Source organism: Wolbachia endosymbiont of Howardula sp., assembly GCF_025021925.1.
GTDB lineage: Bacteria > Pseudomonadota > Alphaproteobacteria > Rickettsiales > Anaplasmataceae > Wolbachia.
The window spans coordinates 303,336-319,631 of record NZ_CP092368.1 but is presented as its reverse complement, the minus strand read 5'-3'; the positions used below and the strand labels follow the sequence as shown (position 1 = coordinate 319,631).

Sequence of the window (16,296 nt, the reverse complement as noted above, 5' to 3'; positions counted from 1 at the left end):
TATTAAAAACGAAAGTGAGAAAAAGCTTTGTTAGCTTCAGCCATTTTATATTTATCTTCACGTATCTTGAATGCACCTCCACGTTTATTATATGCATCTATAATTTCAGAGTACAAGCAATAAGCTGAACTTTGTCCATTCTTTTTACGAATAGTAGTAGCTGATTTTGCAATCCATCTTAAAGCTAAAGAGATCGCTCTATCTCTGCGTACTTCAACAGGTACTTGATAAGTTGTGCCTCCAATACGCCTGGAACGCACTTCTACAGCAGGTGTTACATTTGTAACAGCTGTTTCAAAAATAGATATTGCACTTCCTGAACCTATTTTTTTCTCAGCTAATGCTAATGCATGATAAGTAATTCTTTCTGCAATAGATTTTTCACCACATTTCATAATCGTATTAATAAAACGCATGAGTAAAATACTACCATAACGGGCATCAGGATTAATTTCTCTTTTTTTTGCTTTATTTTTACGACTCATATATTTTTAATTAGATTGTTTGACACCATATTTTGAACGAGCTTTCTTTCTATTCTGCACACCACGTAGATCAAGTGCACCTCTTATTATATGATAACGAACACCTGGTAAATCTTTTACTCTTCCCCCGCGTATCAAGACTACAGAGTGTTCTTGTAAATTATGCCCTTCTCCCGGAATATATGCCGTCACCTCGCCATATCCAGTAATTCTTACTCTTGCCACTTTACGTAATGCTGAATTAGGTTTTCTAGGGGTAGTGGTATACACTTTAGTGCACACACCTCTTTTTTGAGGACATCCTTTTCCTAAAGCTGGTACCTTATTGTTATAAGTTACACTCTTTCTTCCCTGACGTACTAGCTGATTTATAGTTGGCATATTTTTATAGACACACTCATTAAATATAGCTAAGTGAGTACTTTATAGTATAATTTATTGTAATAGTCAATATAAAATCTACATTGATATGTCAATAATATCTTTGATATATAATCAAGGATGTCAATAATAGATTCTTAAAGAAAATTTTTTTGATATTATATTATAAGATGCATATCTTAAAATTATTAAATAAGTATGATATTTCAATATATGTGAACAATCAAATATTTCTGTGATTTTAATACATATAAATATTTCGAATGTTGATATTGTATTTATTGATGATATTTTAATCTTGTGATGATTTTCTTTTTGCCTATAAAAGTTAATAACTGTGCAAGTTCTGGACCTATCTTTAAACCTGTTAAGGCTACACGCAAATGCATAAAGATTTTTTTTCTTGTTACGTGAGTAATTTGCTGAATACTATCTACCCATTCTAAGAGAATCTTATGAGAAAACTCATCTTGAGGTAGAGTCTCAAGAGCAACATTTATAATCTTGCTATCAAGTATAATAGGAGTAATCTTTGATGTACAAATATTCCACCATATCTTGGCTTCTGACACTTTTGTGATATTATCTTTTACAAGATCCCAAAATTGTTGAGAATGAATTCCAATATAACTTAAACGTTCTTTTATTTCTGCAAATGGTGTGTTTTTAAGTATTTTACTATTTATTTTATATATTTCAGATAAGTGAAATTGCACAGGAGCAACACTAAATTTGTGTATATTAAATAATTCTATTAAAGATTGAATATTAAAATGAGGGTATATTGTGTGAGATGTACCAAGCTGCATTAAATAACTCATTAATGCCATAGGTTCAATTTCTTTATCTATGATAGATTGCAAATCTATACTACCATATCTTTTAGACATTTTATTTGTATTAAAATGCATTAATGGCAGATGAGCAAATATAGGAATCTTAGTATTTAATATCTTAATGATTTGTATTTGAATCGCAGTATTTGTTATATGATCCTCTCCTCGTACTATATGTGTTATCTTGAAATCAAGATCATCTATTATAGAAGGTAAAGTATATGTATACATTCCATTTTCTCTTTTGATGATAGGATCACTGATGTTTTTTACTGCAATATTGATCTTACCTTTAATTTGATCATTCCAAGTGATCATTTCATTATGATCTAACTTAAATCTAAAATGTGGCCTTCTTCCTGAAGATTCATAATCAATTTTTTCTTGTTCGATGAGCAGTAGTCCTTGTCTATCATATATAGGTGGCTTGTTATTTTGTAATTGCAATTTTCTTTTTTTCTCTAATTCTTCTCTTGTGTCATAGCATGCATAAATATATCCCCTTTGTATTAGATGTAAAAATATCTCGTTATATCTCTGAAAGCGTTCTGATTGTTTAAAGCTCTCATCCCAATTGATACCAATCCACTTTAAGTCTTGTATTATATGATCTATATATTGTACATGTGAGCGCTGAGGATCAGTATCATCAATTCTCAGTAAAAATTTTCCTTTTTGACTTCGTGCATACATCCAACATACTAAAGCAGTACGTATGTTGCCAACATGCAGGCGACCTGTAGGACTGGGAGCAAATCTTGTAAACATTATTTTTAATACATATTAAAGCATTATGATTATTTAAGCTATAAATTATTAATTTTAAATTTAAAGTATCATGATAAATAGATCTGATCTATAAGGCAAGAATACAATCTATTAAGAATACATCATCTATAGATTTAAGTTAAATCATATGCATAACATAAAAAAAATAGAATTAATGATGTAGATTGAAGGCGAAGCATTATATGAGAGAAAAAATCAGGCATTGACATTGAAGATATAATTTCGTAACTATATATTCAAAGAGAGTTTGTCTAATTATGCAAGATTTAAGTACTTTTTACGATACTTCACAATATTATGATTATCAACACAACTGCAGCATTAGAAAACATTTGTCAGGAATTGATATCTCAAAATAATAAATTCATAGCAATAGACACAGAATTTATTAGGAATAATATCACTTATTATCCAATATTATCTCTAATACAGATTTCTTTTGGAACGAAAAGTTTTATTGTAGATGCATTAGCACATACTATTGACTTATCTGCTATTAAGATGCTAATGTTATCGCAGAACATTACAAAAGTATTTCATAGCTGTAGACAAGATATTGAATCTTTATTCACTATCTTTAAATGTATTCCACGCCCTATTTTTGATACACAAATTGCAGCTATGTTTTGTGATTATTACTATGAATTTGTTGGTTATTCACAAATAGTTAAAGAATATCAAGGAATATCTCTAGATAAAATCAAAGCTAAACATTCTAATTGGTTACAACGTCCTTTATCTCAAGATCAATTAGATTATGCTCTCAATGATGTAATCTATCTATATCATTTATATCAAATTTTATTTAATAAACTTGTACAAAATAATAGAATAATATGGTTTCAAGAAGAAATGGAATCATTAAGTGATATAAATCAGTACATGTATCATCCAAAGCACGCGTGGAAGAGACTTAAATGTCTTTATGTAGATAACTCCAAATATGCATTACTAATTAAGTCTGTAATCGAATGGCAAGAAACCTTGGCACAGAGATATAATATCAATCGTAATAAGATCATTAATCATGCAATATTAAGAGGTTTCATTGAACATAAGATCGAGAATATTAATAATATTATACATGATATCAAAAAAACATCTCATAATATCAAAGATAAAGATTTACTAGAATTAGTGAAGATTTTTAATCACAATGAATTAATCTCTTCTCAGAGCCCTGAGACTCATATCACTTGTTATGACAAATCTATACTTGATATTTTATCAATTATTTTAGAAGGTAAATGTCAAGAAAATAACATTTCAAGAAAGCTAGTGGTATCAAAAAATGAACTCAGTAGATCAATTTCTGGCAATACAGATAAAGTATTCAAAGGATGGAGATATAATTTTTTTGGTAGTGACATTGAATCCTTTTTAAGTGCACAGTCAAAATTTGAAATTTCAGCAACGCAAGATATAAATGAGACAATCAAACTTCGTAGTTTTCGTATAGAGAATTAATACATTACTTAAAGAACTATGTTTGATAAATTAAAATGATAGTGTTGATAGTCAAGTGCATGTACGATATTTTGTACTTGAAAAAATATATGATGTTTGTTTAGACTGCCATCTATAGCATAAGTACTCATCTTTCTTTTTGCTTTACTTGGAAGTTGAAGATAATTTACAAGCTTAAGATAATTAATATTAATATGACGTGAATGCAATCTTTGCAGTTGTAAGGAATAATCTACATGTACAAATAAGATTAAATTACAATATAAATGAAATTGTGTTTCTAATAACAGTGGAATATCTAATACAATGAGAGCATTATCTTGATTACTGATATTATCAATAAACACATTTAATTTATTTAGTACAGTTGTATGTACTAAAGATTGAAATCTTTTCCAAGTTTCGTCATATAATAAGAAGTACTGAGATAATTTATTTCTATTAATTTCATTATTTATGATAGTATCAACAAAATATGTTCTAGCATAATCTATAATTTTTTTATCTGTCTTATAGAGTGAATGTACAGTATCATCTGCATAAAAGACGGATGCACCAAGCTGCGCAAAACAAGAAGCTATAAAAGTCTTTCCTACTCCCATGCCACCTGTTAATCCTATAATCATGTTATGAATATATAGTAAATTATTCATCTAATATATAGCATATATATCTACTCAATAGTAAAAATACTACTTGATCATAATCTCTCAGTACTAAAAAAAGAAACATCTATGATTTTTGAGTAAACTAAGTAAAATAGAATATTAAAATTATGAGGAACGCTTGAAAGACAAGATAAAAAAAATATGGATGTCTGGCAAAGAGGTATGGCCTATTATTGAAGGTGGAAAAGGAATCGCAGTGAGTGATGGTCGGTCAAGTGGAGCATTTGCTGCAGAAGATGCTATAGGTACATTTTCTGGTGCAAACTGTAAATTGATTGATGAGAATGGTGAAATTGTACCATTAATTTATAAAGGCAGAACAAGGTATGAAAAACATAACGAATTAATTGAGCATAGTATTCAAGCTGCAATTAGTCAAGCAAGAATTGCAAATGAAATATCCAAAGGTCACGGAAGAATTCACATGAATGTACTATGGGAAATGGGATCAGCGGAATTCGTGCTTCACAGAACGTTACAGCAAGTGAAGCACTTAGTGCATGGTATTACATGTGGTGCTGGCATGCCATATCAATTAGGAGCAATTGCAGAGACTTATCAAGTATATTACTATCCTATTATTTCATCTGCACGAGCATTTAGAGCTTTATGGAAACGTGCGTATTATAAGACTTCTGAATGGTTAGGGGGAGTTGTATATGAAGATCCATGGTTAGCTGGAGGCCACAATGGATTGAGTAATAATGAAGATCCGGCAGTACCACAGAATCCTTTTGAGCGAGTTGCTGCACTTAGAATCTTTATGAATGAGATTGGTCTTTTTAATACACCAATTATTATGGCAGGAGGAGTATGGTATTTAAAAGATTGGAAGCATTGGTTTAATAATATCAAAATAGGACCAATAGCTTTTCAGTTTGGTACTCGTCCTCTTTTAACACAAGAAAGTCCTATTTCTATAGAATGGAAAAAGAAGTTACTAAATTTAAAGCAAGGTGATGTATTTTTAAATAAATTTAGTCCAACTGGATTTTATTCATCTGCTGTAAAGAATGATTTTATCATTGAATTACAAGAGAGACTCTCTCATCAAGTATCTTTTTCAGAAAATCCAGATGTACAATTTACCTATGAATTTCAAGTTGGTGCACGTAAACGAAAGATTTATTTTACTGCAAAAGATCAAGTTATGATCAAGAAATGGATTGCAGAAGGGTATTCAGAAGCATTAAGAACTCCTGATTCCACTGTAATCTTTTTAACACCAAATAAATTTGCAGAAATTAGAAAGGATCAAATCAATTGTATGGGATGTTTAAGTCATTGTTTATTTAGTAATTGGAAAGATCATGATAATCATACTACAGGATGTAAGCCAGATCCACGTAGTTTTTGCATACAAAAAACTCTACAAAATATTATACATAATGGTAATATTGAGCAGGAATTGATGTTTGCAGGAGACAATGTATATAAATTTAGACAAGATCCTTTCTACGATGAAGGGCATATACCTACGGTGAAAGAATTTGTAGCAAGAACATTAACTGGATATTAGCAGAGGATATCTCTTCAATGATGATTGCACAGAATATTTATTCTAATGAATATACGGTTTTTCCAGATATAATAGTTTTGACTACATGTCCTTTTACTCTTCGTTTCTGAAAAGGAGAATTTTTTGATTTACTAGCAAAGCACTCAATATTGATTTCCCATTCATGGGCTAGATCTACTATAATTAAATCAGCAACATAATCTTTTTGTATTCTACCACGAGGTACCCGTATTATATCTGCAGGCTTATGCGTTAATTTTGCAAGTACGTCATATAAATTCATATTGCCACTATAATATAGTTCAAGTGCTAATGGTAATAAAGTTTCAAGACCTATGATACCAAAAGCAGCACGCTCAAGTGGTAGGTCTTTAGTATGATCTTCATGTGGTGCATGATCTGTTGCAATGCAATCAATTAGACCTGATTTTAAACCTTCAACAATAGATATACGATCTTGCTCAGTGCGCAATGGAGGATTCATTTTTGCAAGTGATCCATATATCTTAACGACATCTTCATTTAAAGTAAAATGATGAGGTGTAGCTTCACATGTGACATTCAATCCTTCCTCTTTTGCACGTTTTATAGCATCAAGAGAATCTTGTGTTGATACATGTAGTAAATGATAATGTACGTTTTTGATATCTTTCATTAGTAATATATCTCTATTGACTATTATTGATTCTGCAGCATTTAATATGCCTTTTACTCCTAGTTCTTCAGAAATTTTACCTTCATTTATTACTCCTGCTGCTGATAGATTGATATCTTCTGCATGTTGTGCAATAGGAAGATTTAACATACTTGAATATAGTAATGCTTGTCGCATAATCATTGCGTTCATTACTGACATACCATCATCAGTAAATCCAACTGCTCCTGATTTCTTTAGTAATGCCATATCAGTTAAAGCACCCTTTGAATTGGTAATTTTACCATAAAATTCTATATTCACATGAGATGTCTCGAATGCTTTATATTTAATAAATTGCGCTATTATTTCATTATCAATTGCAGGGATAGTATTGGGCTGACATACAACAGTGGTGACACCACCCTTAGCTGCAGATTTACTCCCTGTATATATTGTTTCTTTAGATTCTTGACCTGGTTCACGAAAATGTACATGAAGATCAATCAACCCTGGCATGAGTATTAGACCTCTACAATCTACGATTTCATGCACACTATTTGGTACCCCATCTAAAAATAAAGACTGACCGAAATCAATAATTTTATCTCCTTCAGTTAATAGTGTACCTTGAATATCAAGCTTAGTGTCTGGATCAATGATACGAGCGTTTATATATGCTATTCTGTAACCTGCTTTTTGTCCAGAGAGTAGTAAATTCCAAGTATGAAATATTGAGTGCTGCATGTGAATTCTTAAAATGATATCTAAAAATGAAAAATTTAATCTAAGTAATCTGAGATATACAAATGTTATATAAAATGAGCAATATATATTTGTGATAGTAGCCTCTATTATTTATTAGGAAAAATCGCTCAGTATATATTGCAAATTTCTTCTCTTCATCATCTCCATATGATGAGAGAGAAAATTAATATCTTCTCTTTTCTGGTACAATAAAGTGTAAATCACTACTGAGTGTATGCTCAGAAACTTTTTTATAATCAATTTTTACACTCATATTTTCTTGTATTTTTTCAATCCATGCTAGACTATGTTTACACCAATTCTGATCATCACGGTCAGGAAAATCTTCACGTGCATGCGCACCTCTACTTTCCTGACGATTAGCAGCACATTCCATAGTAATCACTGCTTGTGGTATCATATTAGATAGTTCTAATGCTTCAACGAGATCAGAATTCCATATCATACTTCGATCTTCAATTAAAATATTAGACATCATTTTTGCAACATGTTTGATAACTTTTTGACCTTGTTCTAACACTTGATCAACGCGAAAGACTGATGCATATTTTTGCATTGTATTTTGCATTTCAGATCTTATTTTTGATACTTTTATATCTCCAGAAGCAAATCTCATTTTATGAAATCTATCTATAATCCAATCTGTACAATCTGAATGTAATTTTTTATGAAGAGTATTGGTTTTTAGTGTTTCTTGTATTCGTAATGCAGATGCTCGACCAAAAACAATAATATCAAGCAATGAATTAGAACCCAGTCTATTTGCACCATGAACAGAGACACATGCTGCTTCTCCAATTGAAAATAATCCTTCTATTATTGTTTCTTTATTCTGTCTTAAGGTGATAACTTCTCCATGATAATTTGTCGGGATACCTCCCATATTATAATGCACTGTAGGCACAACTGGTATAGGATCTTTTGTGACATCAACATTAGCAAAGGTCTTTGCAGTTTCTATCACGCCTGGTAGTCTTGTTCTGATTACCTCTGGATCAAGATGCGCTATAGTTAAATAAATATGATCATATTGTAAACCTACACCTCTTCCTTCCCTAATTTCAGTTGTAATTGCACGACTTACTACATCACGCGATGCTAAATCTTTAACTTTTGGAGCATAATTTTCCATAAACTTTACTCCTTGAGAATTAATCAAGTACCCTCCTTCAGCACGGCATCCCTCTGTAATCAAGCATCCTGCACCATATATTCCAGTAGGATGAAATTGTACAAATTCCATATCTTGTAGTGGTAATCCAGCTCTTGTAATCATCCCATTCCCATCACCTGTGCAAGTATGTGCACTTGTCGAAGACAAATACACTCGTCCATATCCACCTGTTGCTAAAATGACTCTATGTGCTCGAAAGATATGTATTGTCCCTTCACATAGAGACCAAGCTAATACACCTCTACATATTTCATTCTCCATAATTAAATCAATAACGAAATATTCAACAAAAAATTCAGCATTCAATTTTAGGCACTGTTGATATAGTGTATGTAAGATAGCATGTCCAGTTTTATCTGCCGCTGCGCATGTACGATATGCTAATTTGCCTGATCCGAAATGAGTAGTCATACCACCAAAGGTGCGCTGATATATTTTACCATTCTCGATACGAGAAAAAGGAACGCCAAAATTTTCAAGTTCAATCACAGCTTTAGAAGCATTTTTACACATATATTCTATTGCATCTTGATCACCAAGCCAATCTGAACCTTTGATTGTATCATATGCATGCCATCTCCAATCATCCTCATCAATATTTCCTAATGCTGCACTAATTCCACCTTGTGCTGCTACTGTATGACTTCTAGTAGGAAAGATCTTAGAAATACATGCAACTGACAAATTAGTTGCTGCAATGCCAAGTGTTGCTCTTAGCCCCGCACCACCTGCTCCTACAACCACTACATCATATTCATGATTTATGATATCATATGATGAATCATTCATAATGTATTATCTTACAAATTATTATAGTGATGGATCATATCATAGCATAGCAATGAACGCTATACAATATTAAAAAGCCAAACATAAAAATTGTGATACATTACTACTGTACTATTCAATAGTAAAGATCAAAATACATTAGCAAAGATCAAAATAAATTTAATGAAGAAATGAAGACTATGATTAGTAAATAAGTTGTTGAAATTCAATCATAGATTAAGTAATTAATATGTTATTTCACTATAGAATATCTATCAATAATTTTTATTCTCTGTAAGATTGCTCAAAATAACAGTTTCAAGAATATTTATCTCAAAGAGTATTCTGAGAATATATATGATGAGTATAAATAAGTGAATAAATTATTAAGTAATACTAAATCTATGTTAATAGTACTAAATCCTAAACGATCTTACTTCCCAAGAGATAAAGTTTTATATGTCAAAACATTGCTTCCTTAAATTGAGACATTGAAAATGCATTGAATAAAGATTATGATAATGAACAGTTCATCGTAAGTATATTTGTACTGGACCACAATATAAATGTGAATCGCACTTGCTAGTATCTAGTAATGCAAGTCCAATATTATCTATACTAGATCTTAATTCTCCTACTATTTCGTTAGCAAAAGAGCATATTTTAGTTCCAGAATTTGGTAAGATACTATTCGCTTGAATAGGATATATTTTTTTTCTCAATATTTCTTGTCTACTCATACGTTGTACTACCTCTTGACCTATGTAACATCCCTTATTAAAGCTAATACCATGTATTTTATCAATTAGATATTGCAAAGGATATGACTCATTTTGAATCATATCCTTTATTCCTTCTGGAATGACATATTGGATTCTTATCTGTTCATATTGTGAATATTCTGCAATAGGAGCTTGTATATCATTTCGATGTATTATTCTCGTGCCTAATAATAGATGTCTTGGATCTTGAAATGAAATTAAGGTATTACATGATTTAATAATGCTATTAATGGTCTCTTTCTGAGTGATTTTTTTATCTTGTTGTATACAAGTGATTGATGATGTATTAAGTAGCACGCCTATTTTTAGATCATCTATGCTTTGTAGCTTCACTCTTAAATATGTTTTTAGTATATTGAGTTTGTCGATTATTTGTTGGGTATATAACTTATCACATTCCAGGTAAATGAATTCATCATATTTAATAAGAAAAAAATCATATAAATACTTACCCTGAGGAGTAAGCAATAAGGCATAGATAGCCTTATTGCTTTTTAACTGATTTATATCATTAGTAATAATATTTTGCAGAAAGTGTATAACATCAGGCCCATATATCGATATTATAGTCCTATTCATACATGGAATATAGTACAAAATTTTTTTTCAATTATCTATAGCATAATTATATAGAGATTTCTCTTAAATTCATAGCATAACATTTTATCTCTGCATAACATTTTATCTCTATGTACCCTTGAAGTATCATATTCAAATGCATATATTGTTTTGTAGTTAATTGACGAGGTAATTAAATGTCAAATATAAATTTACGATTACTAGATGATAGTGTTCTAATCAAGTCTATCACTGAGGAAAAACAGGGTGGTCTTATGCTTCCAGCAACTGCTGAAAAGAAACCTATTAAAGGAGAGGTTATGGTCATTGGACAAGGAGCTAGAAACTCTAGTGGTCAAATTATACCATTAACTGTTAAGGTAGGTGATAAGGTATTTTACCGTCAATGGGCTGGTACTGAAATAGAACACAATGATGAAAAATTAATTGTTATGAAAGAGTCCGATATCCTTGCTATTATTAAGTAGCAAGTTTTGTAATTATAACAAAGCATTATCATAATGCGTTGTTGATGTTTGTATTGTAGTTTTGATTTATTATTAACAAATTATAGAGGTGATAAAATGACGAATATAGTAGTATCAGGTGAGCAGTTACAAGAAGGTTTTCGTGAAGTTGCGGCACTAGTAGATTCAACTGTTGCAATCACTGCAGGTCCTAGAGGGAAAACAGTAGCTATTAGTAAACCATATGGTACGCCAGAGATAACAAAAGATGGTTATAAGGTGATGAAGAATATCAAACCTGAAAAACCATTACATAGTGCAATATCAAGCATATTCGCTCAAAGTTGCTCACAATGCAATGACAAAGTGGGTGATGGTACAACGACATGCTCAATTCTTACTAGTAATATGATAACAGAAGCTTCAAAATCGATTGCAGCTGGTACTGAACGTATTGGTATTAAAAATGGTATGCAAAAAGCAAAAGAAATCATTTTAAGAGAGATTGCATCAATTTCTCGCACTATCTCACTTGATAAAATCGATGAAGTTGCACAAGTAGCTATAATCTCTGCAAATGGTGATAGAGATATAGGTAATAGTATAGCAGATTCTGTTAAACGAGTAGGAAAGGAAGGTGTTATTACTGTAGAAGAAAGTAAAGGCTCAAAAGAACTTGAAGTTGAGCTTACAACCGGAATGCAATTTGATAGAGGGTATTTATCTCCTTATTTTATTACAAATAATGAGAAGATGCTTGTAGAGCTTGATGATCCTTATCTATTAATTACTGAAAAGAAGCTTAACATTATTCAACCATTACTTCCACTTCTTGAATCTGTTATGAAATCTGGTAGACCTTTATTGATTATTGCAGAAGATATTGAAGGTGAAACATTAAGTACTTTAGTTATTAATAAATTACGTGGCGGTTTAAAAGTGGCTGCAGTCAAAGCTCCTGGCTTTGGTGATAGAAGAAAAGAAATGCTTGAAGATATTGCAACTTTAACAGGTGCTAAATATGTTGTAAAAGATGAGTTGGGCATCAAGATGGAAGATATTACACTTGCTGATCTTGGTACTGCTAAGAATGTCAAAATCAACAAAGATAATACAACAATTGTTAGTGAAAATAGTAATTCTGAAAGCGTTAGAGCAAGAATTGAGCAAATTAAGTCTCAAATTGATACTTCAACTTCTGATTATGATAAGGAAAAACTAAGAGAGCGTTTGGCTAAATTATCTGGAGGCGTTGCTGTACTAAAAGTTGGCGGTGCAACTGAAATGGAAGTGAAAGAACGTAGAGACAGAGTTGAAGATGCTTTACATGCAACAAGAGCTGCTATTGAAGAGGGAATTGTTCCAGGTGGAGGAGTTGCACTATTATATGCATCTTCTATTCTTGATAAGCTTAAAGGTGCAACTGAAGAAGAACAAATAGGTATTAATATCATTAAGAAGGTTCTTAGTGCGCCTATCAAGAGTTTAGTAAAAAATGCTGGTCTTGAATCTGCAGTTATCATTGAGCACTTATTAAAGCAAAATGATGTAGAACTTATCTATAATGTTGAAGCTATGAAGTATGCTAATGCGTTTACAGCAGGCGTCATAGATCCAGCAAAAGTAGTGCGTATTGCTTTCGAAACAGCTATATCTGTTGCAAGTGTTCTCATCACCACTGAAGCAATGATTGTTGATTTACCAACTAAAGATGAGAATGTCTCTTCTCCTATGGGAGCCGGCGGTGGCATGGGAGGAATGGGTGGATATTAAAAGGAAATGATATAATTTCTAATTAATTTTTTCCATATCTTTATCTATTTTTTTGGAGCAAGTATGAAATACTTGCTCCATATTCTTTCGGGTTATTAAATATCCAAGACTTAATGTCTAAGCTTTCTTTATTAAAGCATAATATATTGTGTCTATTTATTACTCATTTCTTGATCTGCTACATGATCAGTTGTATTCAACATATTAAGATGTAGATTTGAGAATACTCATATCACTAAAAAATATCTTTTGATTTGATATCTGTATAATTAAGATTATGTATTTATCGCCTTATATGTATAATGAATGATAGATTTCATCTCAAAGTAGAAAAATGGATATAGTAAAATTTGTTTTACTACTACCAACAGTATTTCTTATTTTAATTACTGGTCTTTATTTATCCATTCAACTAAAATGGTTACAAATCTTTAGATTTCCTTATGCGGTTTCATTACTAATATGTACAAGAATAGAGAATAAATTCTCTTCTATAGCTGCTTTATTGACAATTTTAGGAGGTAATTTAGGAGTAGGAAATATCTCGGGTACTGCTATTGCGCTTAAAACAGGAGGACCTGGTTTTATTTTATGGATGATCATCGTAATTATTATTACCTCTATTATTAAATATGCTACCTGCTATTTAAGCATTAAGAATATAAAAAATAATCATAATATTTCTGTAACATATGGGCCCATATCTTACATAGCACATGCTTTTAATTCTCAAAAAGTAATAATCATTTTTTTAATAATTATGATGTTATCCGCACTTACTGTAGGTAATTTAGTACAAATCAATTCATTATCAATTCCCTTAAAAATGATACAGATACCAGTAATTATTGGAGGGATAACCATGAGTATTCTCTTCTCTTCTATTATAGTATTAGATTTTAAAAAAATTAATACCTTGATCTCTACTACGATTCCTGTCATGGTAATAAGCTATCTAGTGTTATGTGGAATTGTATTATTTAAGTTTCATGCAAATATTATACCATCTCTAGAATTAATAATAAGTCATTTTTTTACTACTAAGAGTATACATTTAGGATTATCTTTTGGAGCTTTACTAGAATTGTGCACATTAATACAAGTAGGTACTTTACGAGGAATTTTTGCAACAGATATAGGATTAGGACTTGAAGGCATTATTCATTCTTCAATTATTCCTAAAAAAGCAAATAATAAGTTTATTATTGTACAGAGTTTGATTACTATTATATCACCTGTGATAGTAGCATTTATTGCTTTTATTACGACAATGGTCCTCCTTGTTACAGATGCTTGGCAAACTGATTTAGAAAGTACTAATATGTGTATTTTTGCCTTTCAACAAGCAATCAATTGGTCTTATATTAGTTATTGCATTATGTTAATAATGTTCTGCTTTGCTTTTACTACTATTTTTACTTGGTTTGCTTGCTCAAAACAAATCATACATTACATTTCTACAAAGGATAAATATATAAAAATATGGGTTATAGTATTTACTATTGTTATTCCTCTGGGTTCAATTAGTGAAATTCAATTACTATGGGATATTGCTGATATTTTAATTTCTGCTTTATTATTAATTAATATATTAGCAGTTTTAAAATTAACTTATAAAAATCCAGAGATGTTTTATATCAGTAATAGATATTTAAAATTACGGAAAAAATAAATATTATCTATTGAATTATATATCTTGCAATATAAAATGATTTGCTCTTCATTATAATAATTTACATAATAAAAAAAATATCTTGTACAGAATGATATAAAAATCACACTTTAAATTAATGATTTAACAGACAAAATATTAAAATAGTTATTAAGTAAATAGTAAATTTCATGTAAAGGTAGGCCTGAGATTGCAGAATAAGATCCACGTATAAATAATATAAACATCCCAGCTAATCCATAGATATCGTATCCACCTATCATATTCTTCCACTCTCCTGAATTCAAATAAAACTGAATTTCTTGTTCACTGAGATGTTTAAATTTTACTATTGACATCACAGTTTTATTATGCTGTTTTTTTAATTTTTTAGGAGTGAATAGACAAATACTAGTATAGATTCTATGTCTTCTCCCAGATAATAATCTAAGATATTGTTCTGCTTGCATAATATCTTTAGCTTGGATTAATATTCTTCTTCCACAAGCAATGATAGTCTCAACTCCAAAGACAAAATGATCTGGCATATCTCTATGTATCTTATGAGATTTACTATATGCCATACGCATTGAGAATTCTTGTGGAAGTTCTCCTTTTACAGGTATAGTATCTATATCGACTGATAATACTAAACCAGGGATAATATTGATTTTTTTTAATGAATCTATAATACATTGTCGTCCTGATGATGTAGTGAGAATGAGATTATCTAGATATTGTTCTTTCACTTGTACCTTTAAGTCTTCTAATAATTCGACCTTTTTTTGCATTGCGATCATAGATACTAATTTCTACTAATACTCTATCCCCTATAATAATTCGTATCTTACTCCTTCTGACTTTACCAGATACATGACAAATTATTTCATGTTCATTATCTAACTTTACTTTAAATTCTGCTGCAGGCAATAAAGCATCTACTATGCCTGTGAGTTCAAAAATTGTTTTTGATTTTTCATCTTTAATCATACTACATGCACAATTGCACTCCATTTTTCTTTTTATATTCTATCATGCATCTTATAGAATATAAAAGAGCTTTTTTTATATTCTATATATAATATAACATGACTTTTATTTTTATTTGTCATGATCTTCGTATTTCTATCAATATATTACTTGTAATGTTCATTTATTTTATTTTTAATATTCTCTAAGCTACCATTAATAAAACCGATTTCGCTTGATTTCTCAAGTATTTCAGATGCTATATCAGTATATTCATTAATGACAACTGGAATTGGTGTATTACATGTCATTAACTCACAAATTGCAACACGCAGAATAGATAAACTAATAAGATTTAATCTAGATAACGACCAACTATTATGTAAAGAAGATTCTATTAATTTATCATATTCTTGAACACTTTTAGTTATATTTAATATCAAACTATCTAAGAATTTAAAATCACATTTTTCGTATTCAAAAATTTCTAATAACTCTCTAATAGTATTATTATCATGATCTATAAAAAGATTTGAATAGGTCACTTGTACCGCAATAAATCTTGCAATACTTTTCATTACATGAAAATGTTTCTTTATATATCTGT

15 protein-coding genes are annotated in these 16,296 nt (G+C 30.4%); 5 read left to right on the top strand and 10 right to left on the bottom strand.

The window, feature by feature from the left end:
• Positions 1-2 precede the first annotated feature (2 nt).
• The 3 genes from rpsG to gltX all read right to left on the bottom strand — a co-directional run bounded on the left by rpsG (position 3) and on the right by gltX (position 2,470).
• On the bottom strand, positions 3-485 hold the full coding sequence (rpsG, locus tag MC061_RS01515; protein WP_259535452.1) for a 30S ribosomal protein S7: 483 nt from the start codon (positions 483-485) through the stop codon (positions 3-5).
• A gap of 6 nt (positions 486-491) precedes the next feature.
• Positions 492-866 (bottom strand): 30S ribosomal protein S12, encoded by a 375-nt coding sequence (gene rpsL / locus MC061_RS01510; RefSeq protein ID WP_259535450.1) that lies wholly within the window; start codon positions 864-866, stop codon positions 492-494.
• Between the two features lie 278 nt (positions 867-1,144).
• On the bottom strand, positions 1,145-2,470 hold the full coding sequence (gltX, locus tag MC061_RS01505; RefSeq protein ID WP_259535448.1) for a glutamate--tRNA ligase: 1,326 nt from the start codon (positions 2,468-2,470) through the stop codon (positions 1,145-1,147).
• Between the two features lie 318 nt (positions 2,471-2,788).
• On the opposite strand from gltX, the gene MC061_RS01500 reads away from it, so the two are divergent.
• Entirely contained in the window at positions 2,789-3,958 is a 1,170-nt protein-coding gene (locus MC061_RS01500; protein ID WP_259535446.1) for a ribonuclease D, read from the top strand.
• Positions 3,959-3,966: 8 nt separating this feature from the next.
• On the opposite strand, the gene coaE is transcribed toward MC061_RS01500, so the two are convergent.
• Complete coding sequence (gene coaE, locus MC061_RS01495) at positions 3,967-4,584, bottom strand: dephospho-CoA kinase (protein WP_346268843.1); 618 nt, start codon at positions 4,582-4,584, stop codon at positions 3,967-3,969.
• 160 nt (positions 4,585-4,744) lie between these two features.
• On the opposite strand from coaE, the gene MC061_RS01490 reads away from it, so the two are divergent.
• Complete coding sequence (locus MC061_RS01490) at positions 4,745-6,145, top strand: NAD(P)H-dependent flavin oxidoreductase (protein ID WP_259535442.1); 1,401 nt, start codon at positions 4,745-4,747, stop codon at positions 6,143-6,145.
• Positions 6,146-6,182: 37 nt separating this feature from the next.
• Here MC061_RS01490 and MC061_RS01485 read toward each other — a convergent pair whose 3' ends face one another.
• The 3 genes from MC061_RS01485 to ygfZ form a co-directional block, all read right to left on the bottom strand.
• Entirely contained in the window at positions 6,183-7,526 is a 1,344-nt protein-coding gene (locus MC061_RS01485; protein ID WP_259535440.1) for a dihydroorotase, read from the bottom strand.
• A 184-nt stretch (positions 7,527-7,710) separates the two neighbouring features.
• Positions 7,711-9,510: a succinate dehydrogenase flavoprotein subunit gene (gene sdhA / locus MC061_RS01480; RefSeq protein ID WP_259535438.1), complete on the bottom strand. Its 1,800-nt coding sequence runs from the start codon at positions 9,508-9,510 to the stop codon at positions 7,711-7,713.
• Positions 9,511-10,019: 509 nt separating this feature from the next.
• Positions 10,020-10,850 carry a CAF17-like 4Fe-4S cluster assembly/insertion protein YgfZ gene (gene ygfZ / locus MC061_RS01475; RefSeq protein WP_259535436.1) on the bottom strand — a complete coding sequence of 277 codons (831 nt, stop codon included), beginning with the start codon at positions 10,848-10,850 and terminating at the stop codon, positions 10,020-10,022.
• 185 nt (positions 10,851-11,035) lie between these two features.
• On the opposite strand from ygfZ, the gene MC061_RS01470 reads away from it, so the two are divergent.
• From MC061_RS01470 to MC061_RS01460, 3 genes are all read left to right on the top strand, one after another.
• The gene (locus MC061_RS01470) at positions 11,036-11,317 is read left to right on the top strand and encodes a co-chaperone GroES (RefSeq protein ID WP_259536254.1); all 282 of its coding nucleotides are present in this window, start codon (positions 11,036-11,038) and stop codon (positions 11,315-11,317) included.
• Positions 11,318-11,413: 96 nt separating this feature from the next.
• A complete protein-coding gene (gene groL / locus MC061_RS01465) occupies positions 11,414-13,069 on the top strand; it encodes a chaperonin GroEL (protein WP_259535434.1) in 1,656 nt (551 codons plus the stop codon).
• A gap of 334 nt (positions 13,070-13,403) precedes the next feature.
• Entirely contained in the window at positions 13,404-14,741 is a 1,338-nt protein-coding gene (locus MC061_RS01460) for an alanine:cation symporter family protein (protein ID WP_259535432.1), read from the top strand.
• 110 nt (positions 14,742-14,851) lie between these two features.
• Here the strand turns inward: MC061_RS01460 and MC061_RS01455 are convergent, their stop codons facing one another.
• The 3 genes from MC061_RS01455 to nusB form a co-directional block, all read right to left on the bottom strand.
• Positions 14,852-15,511 carry a Maf family protein gene (locus tag MC061_RS01455; RefSeq protein WP_410543425.1) on the bottom strand — a complete coding sequence of 220 codons (660 nt, stop codon included), beginning with the start codon at positions 15,509-15,511 and terminating at the stop codon, positions 14,852-14,854.
• Entirely contained in the window at positions 15,447-15,710 is a 264-nt protein-coding gene (gene infA, locus MC061_RS01450) for a translation initiation factor IF-1 (protein ID WP_259536250.1), read from the bottom strand. The genes MC061_RS01455 and infA overlap by 65 nt, the downstream gene beginning before the upstream one ends.
• 146 nt (positions 15,711-15,856) lie before the next feature.
• Positions 15,857-16,267 carry a transcription antitermination factor NusB gene (gene nusB, locus MC061_RS01445; protein WP_259535430.1) on the bottom strand — a complete coding sequence of 137 codons (411 nt, stop codon included), beginning with the start codon at positions 16,265-16,267 and terminating at the stop codon, positions 15,857-15,859.
• Between the last annotated feature and the right edge of the window lie 29 nt (positions 16,268-16,296).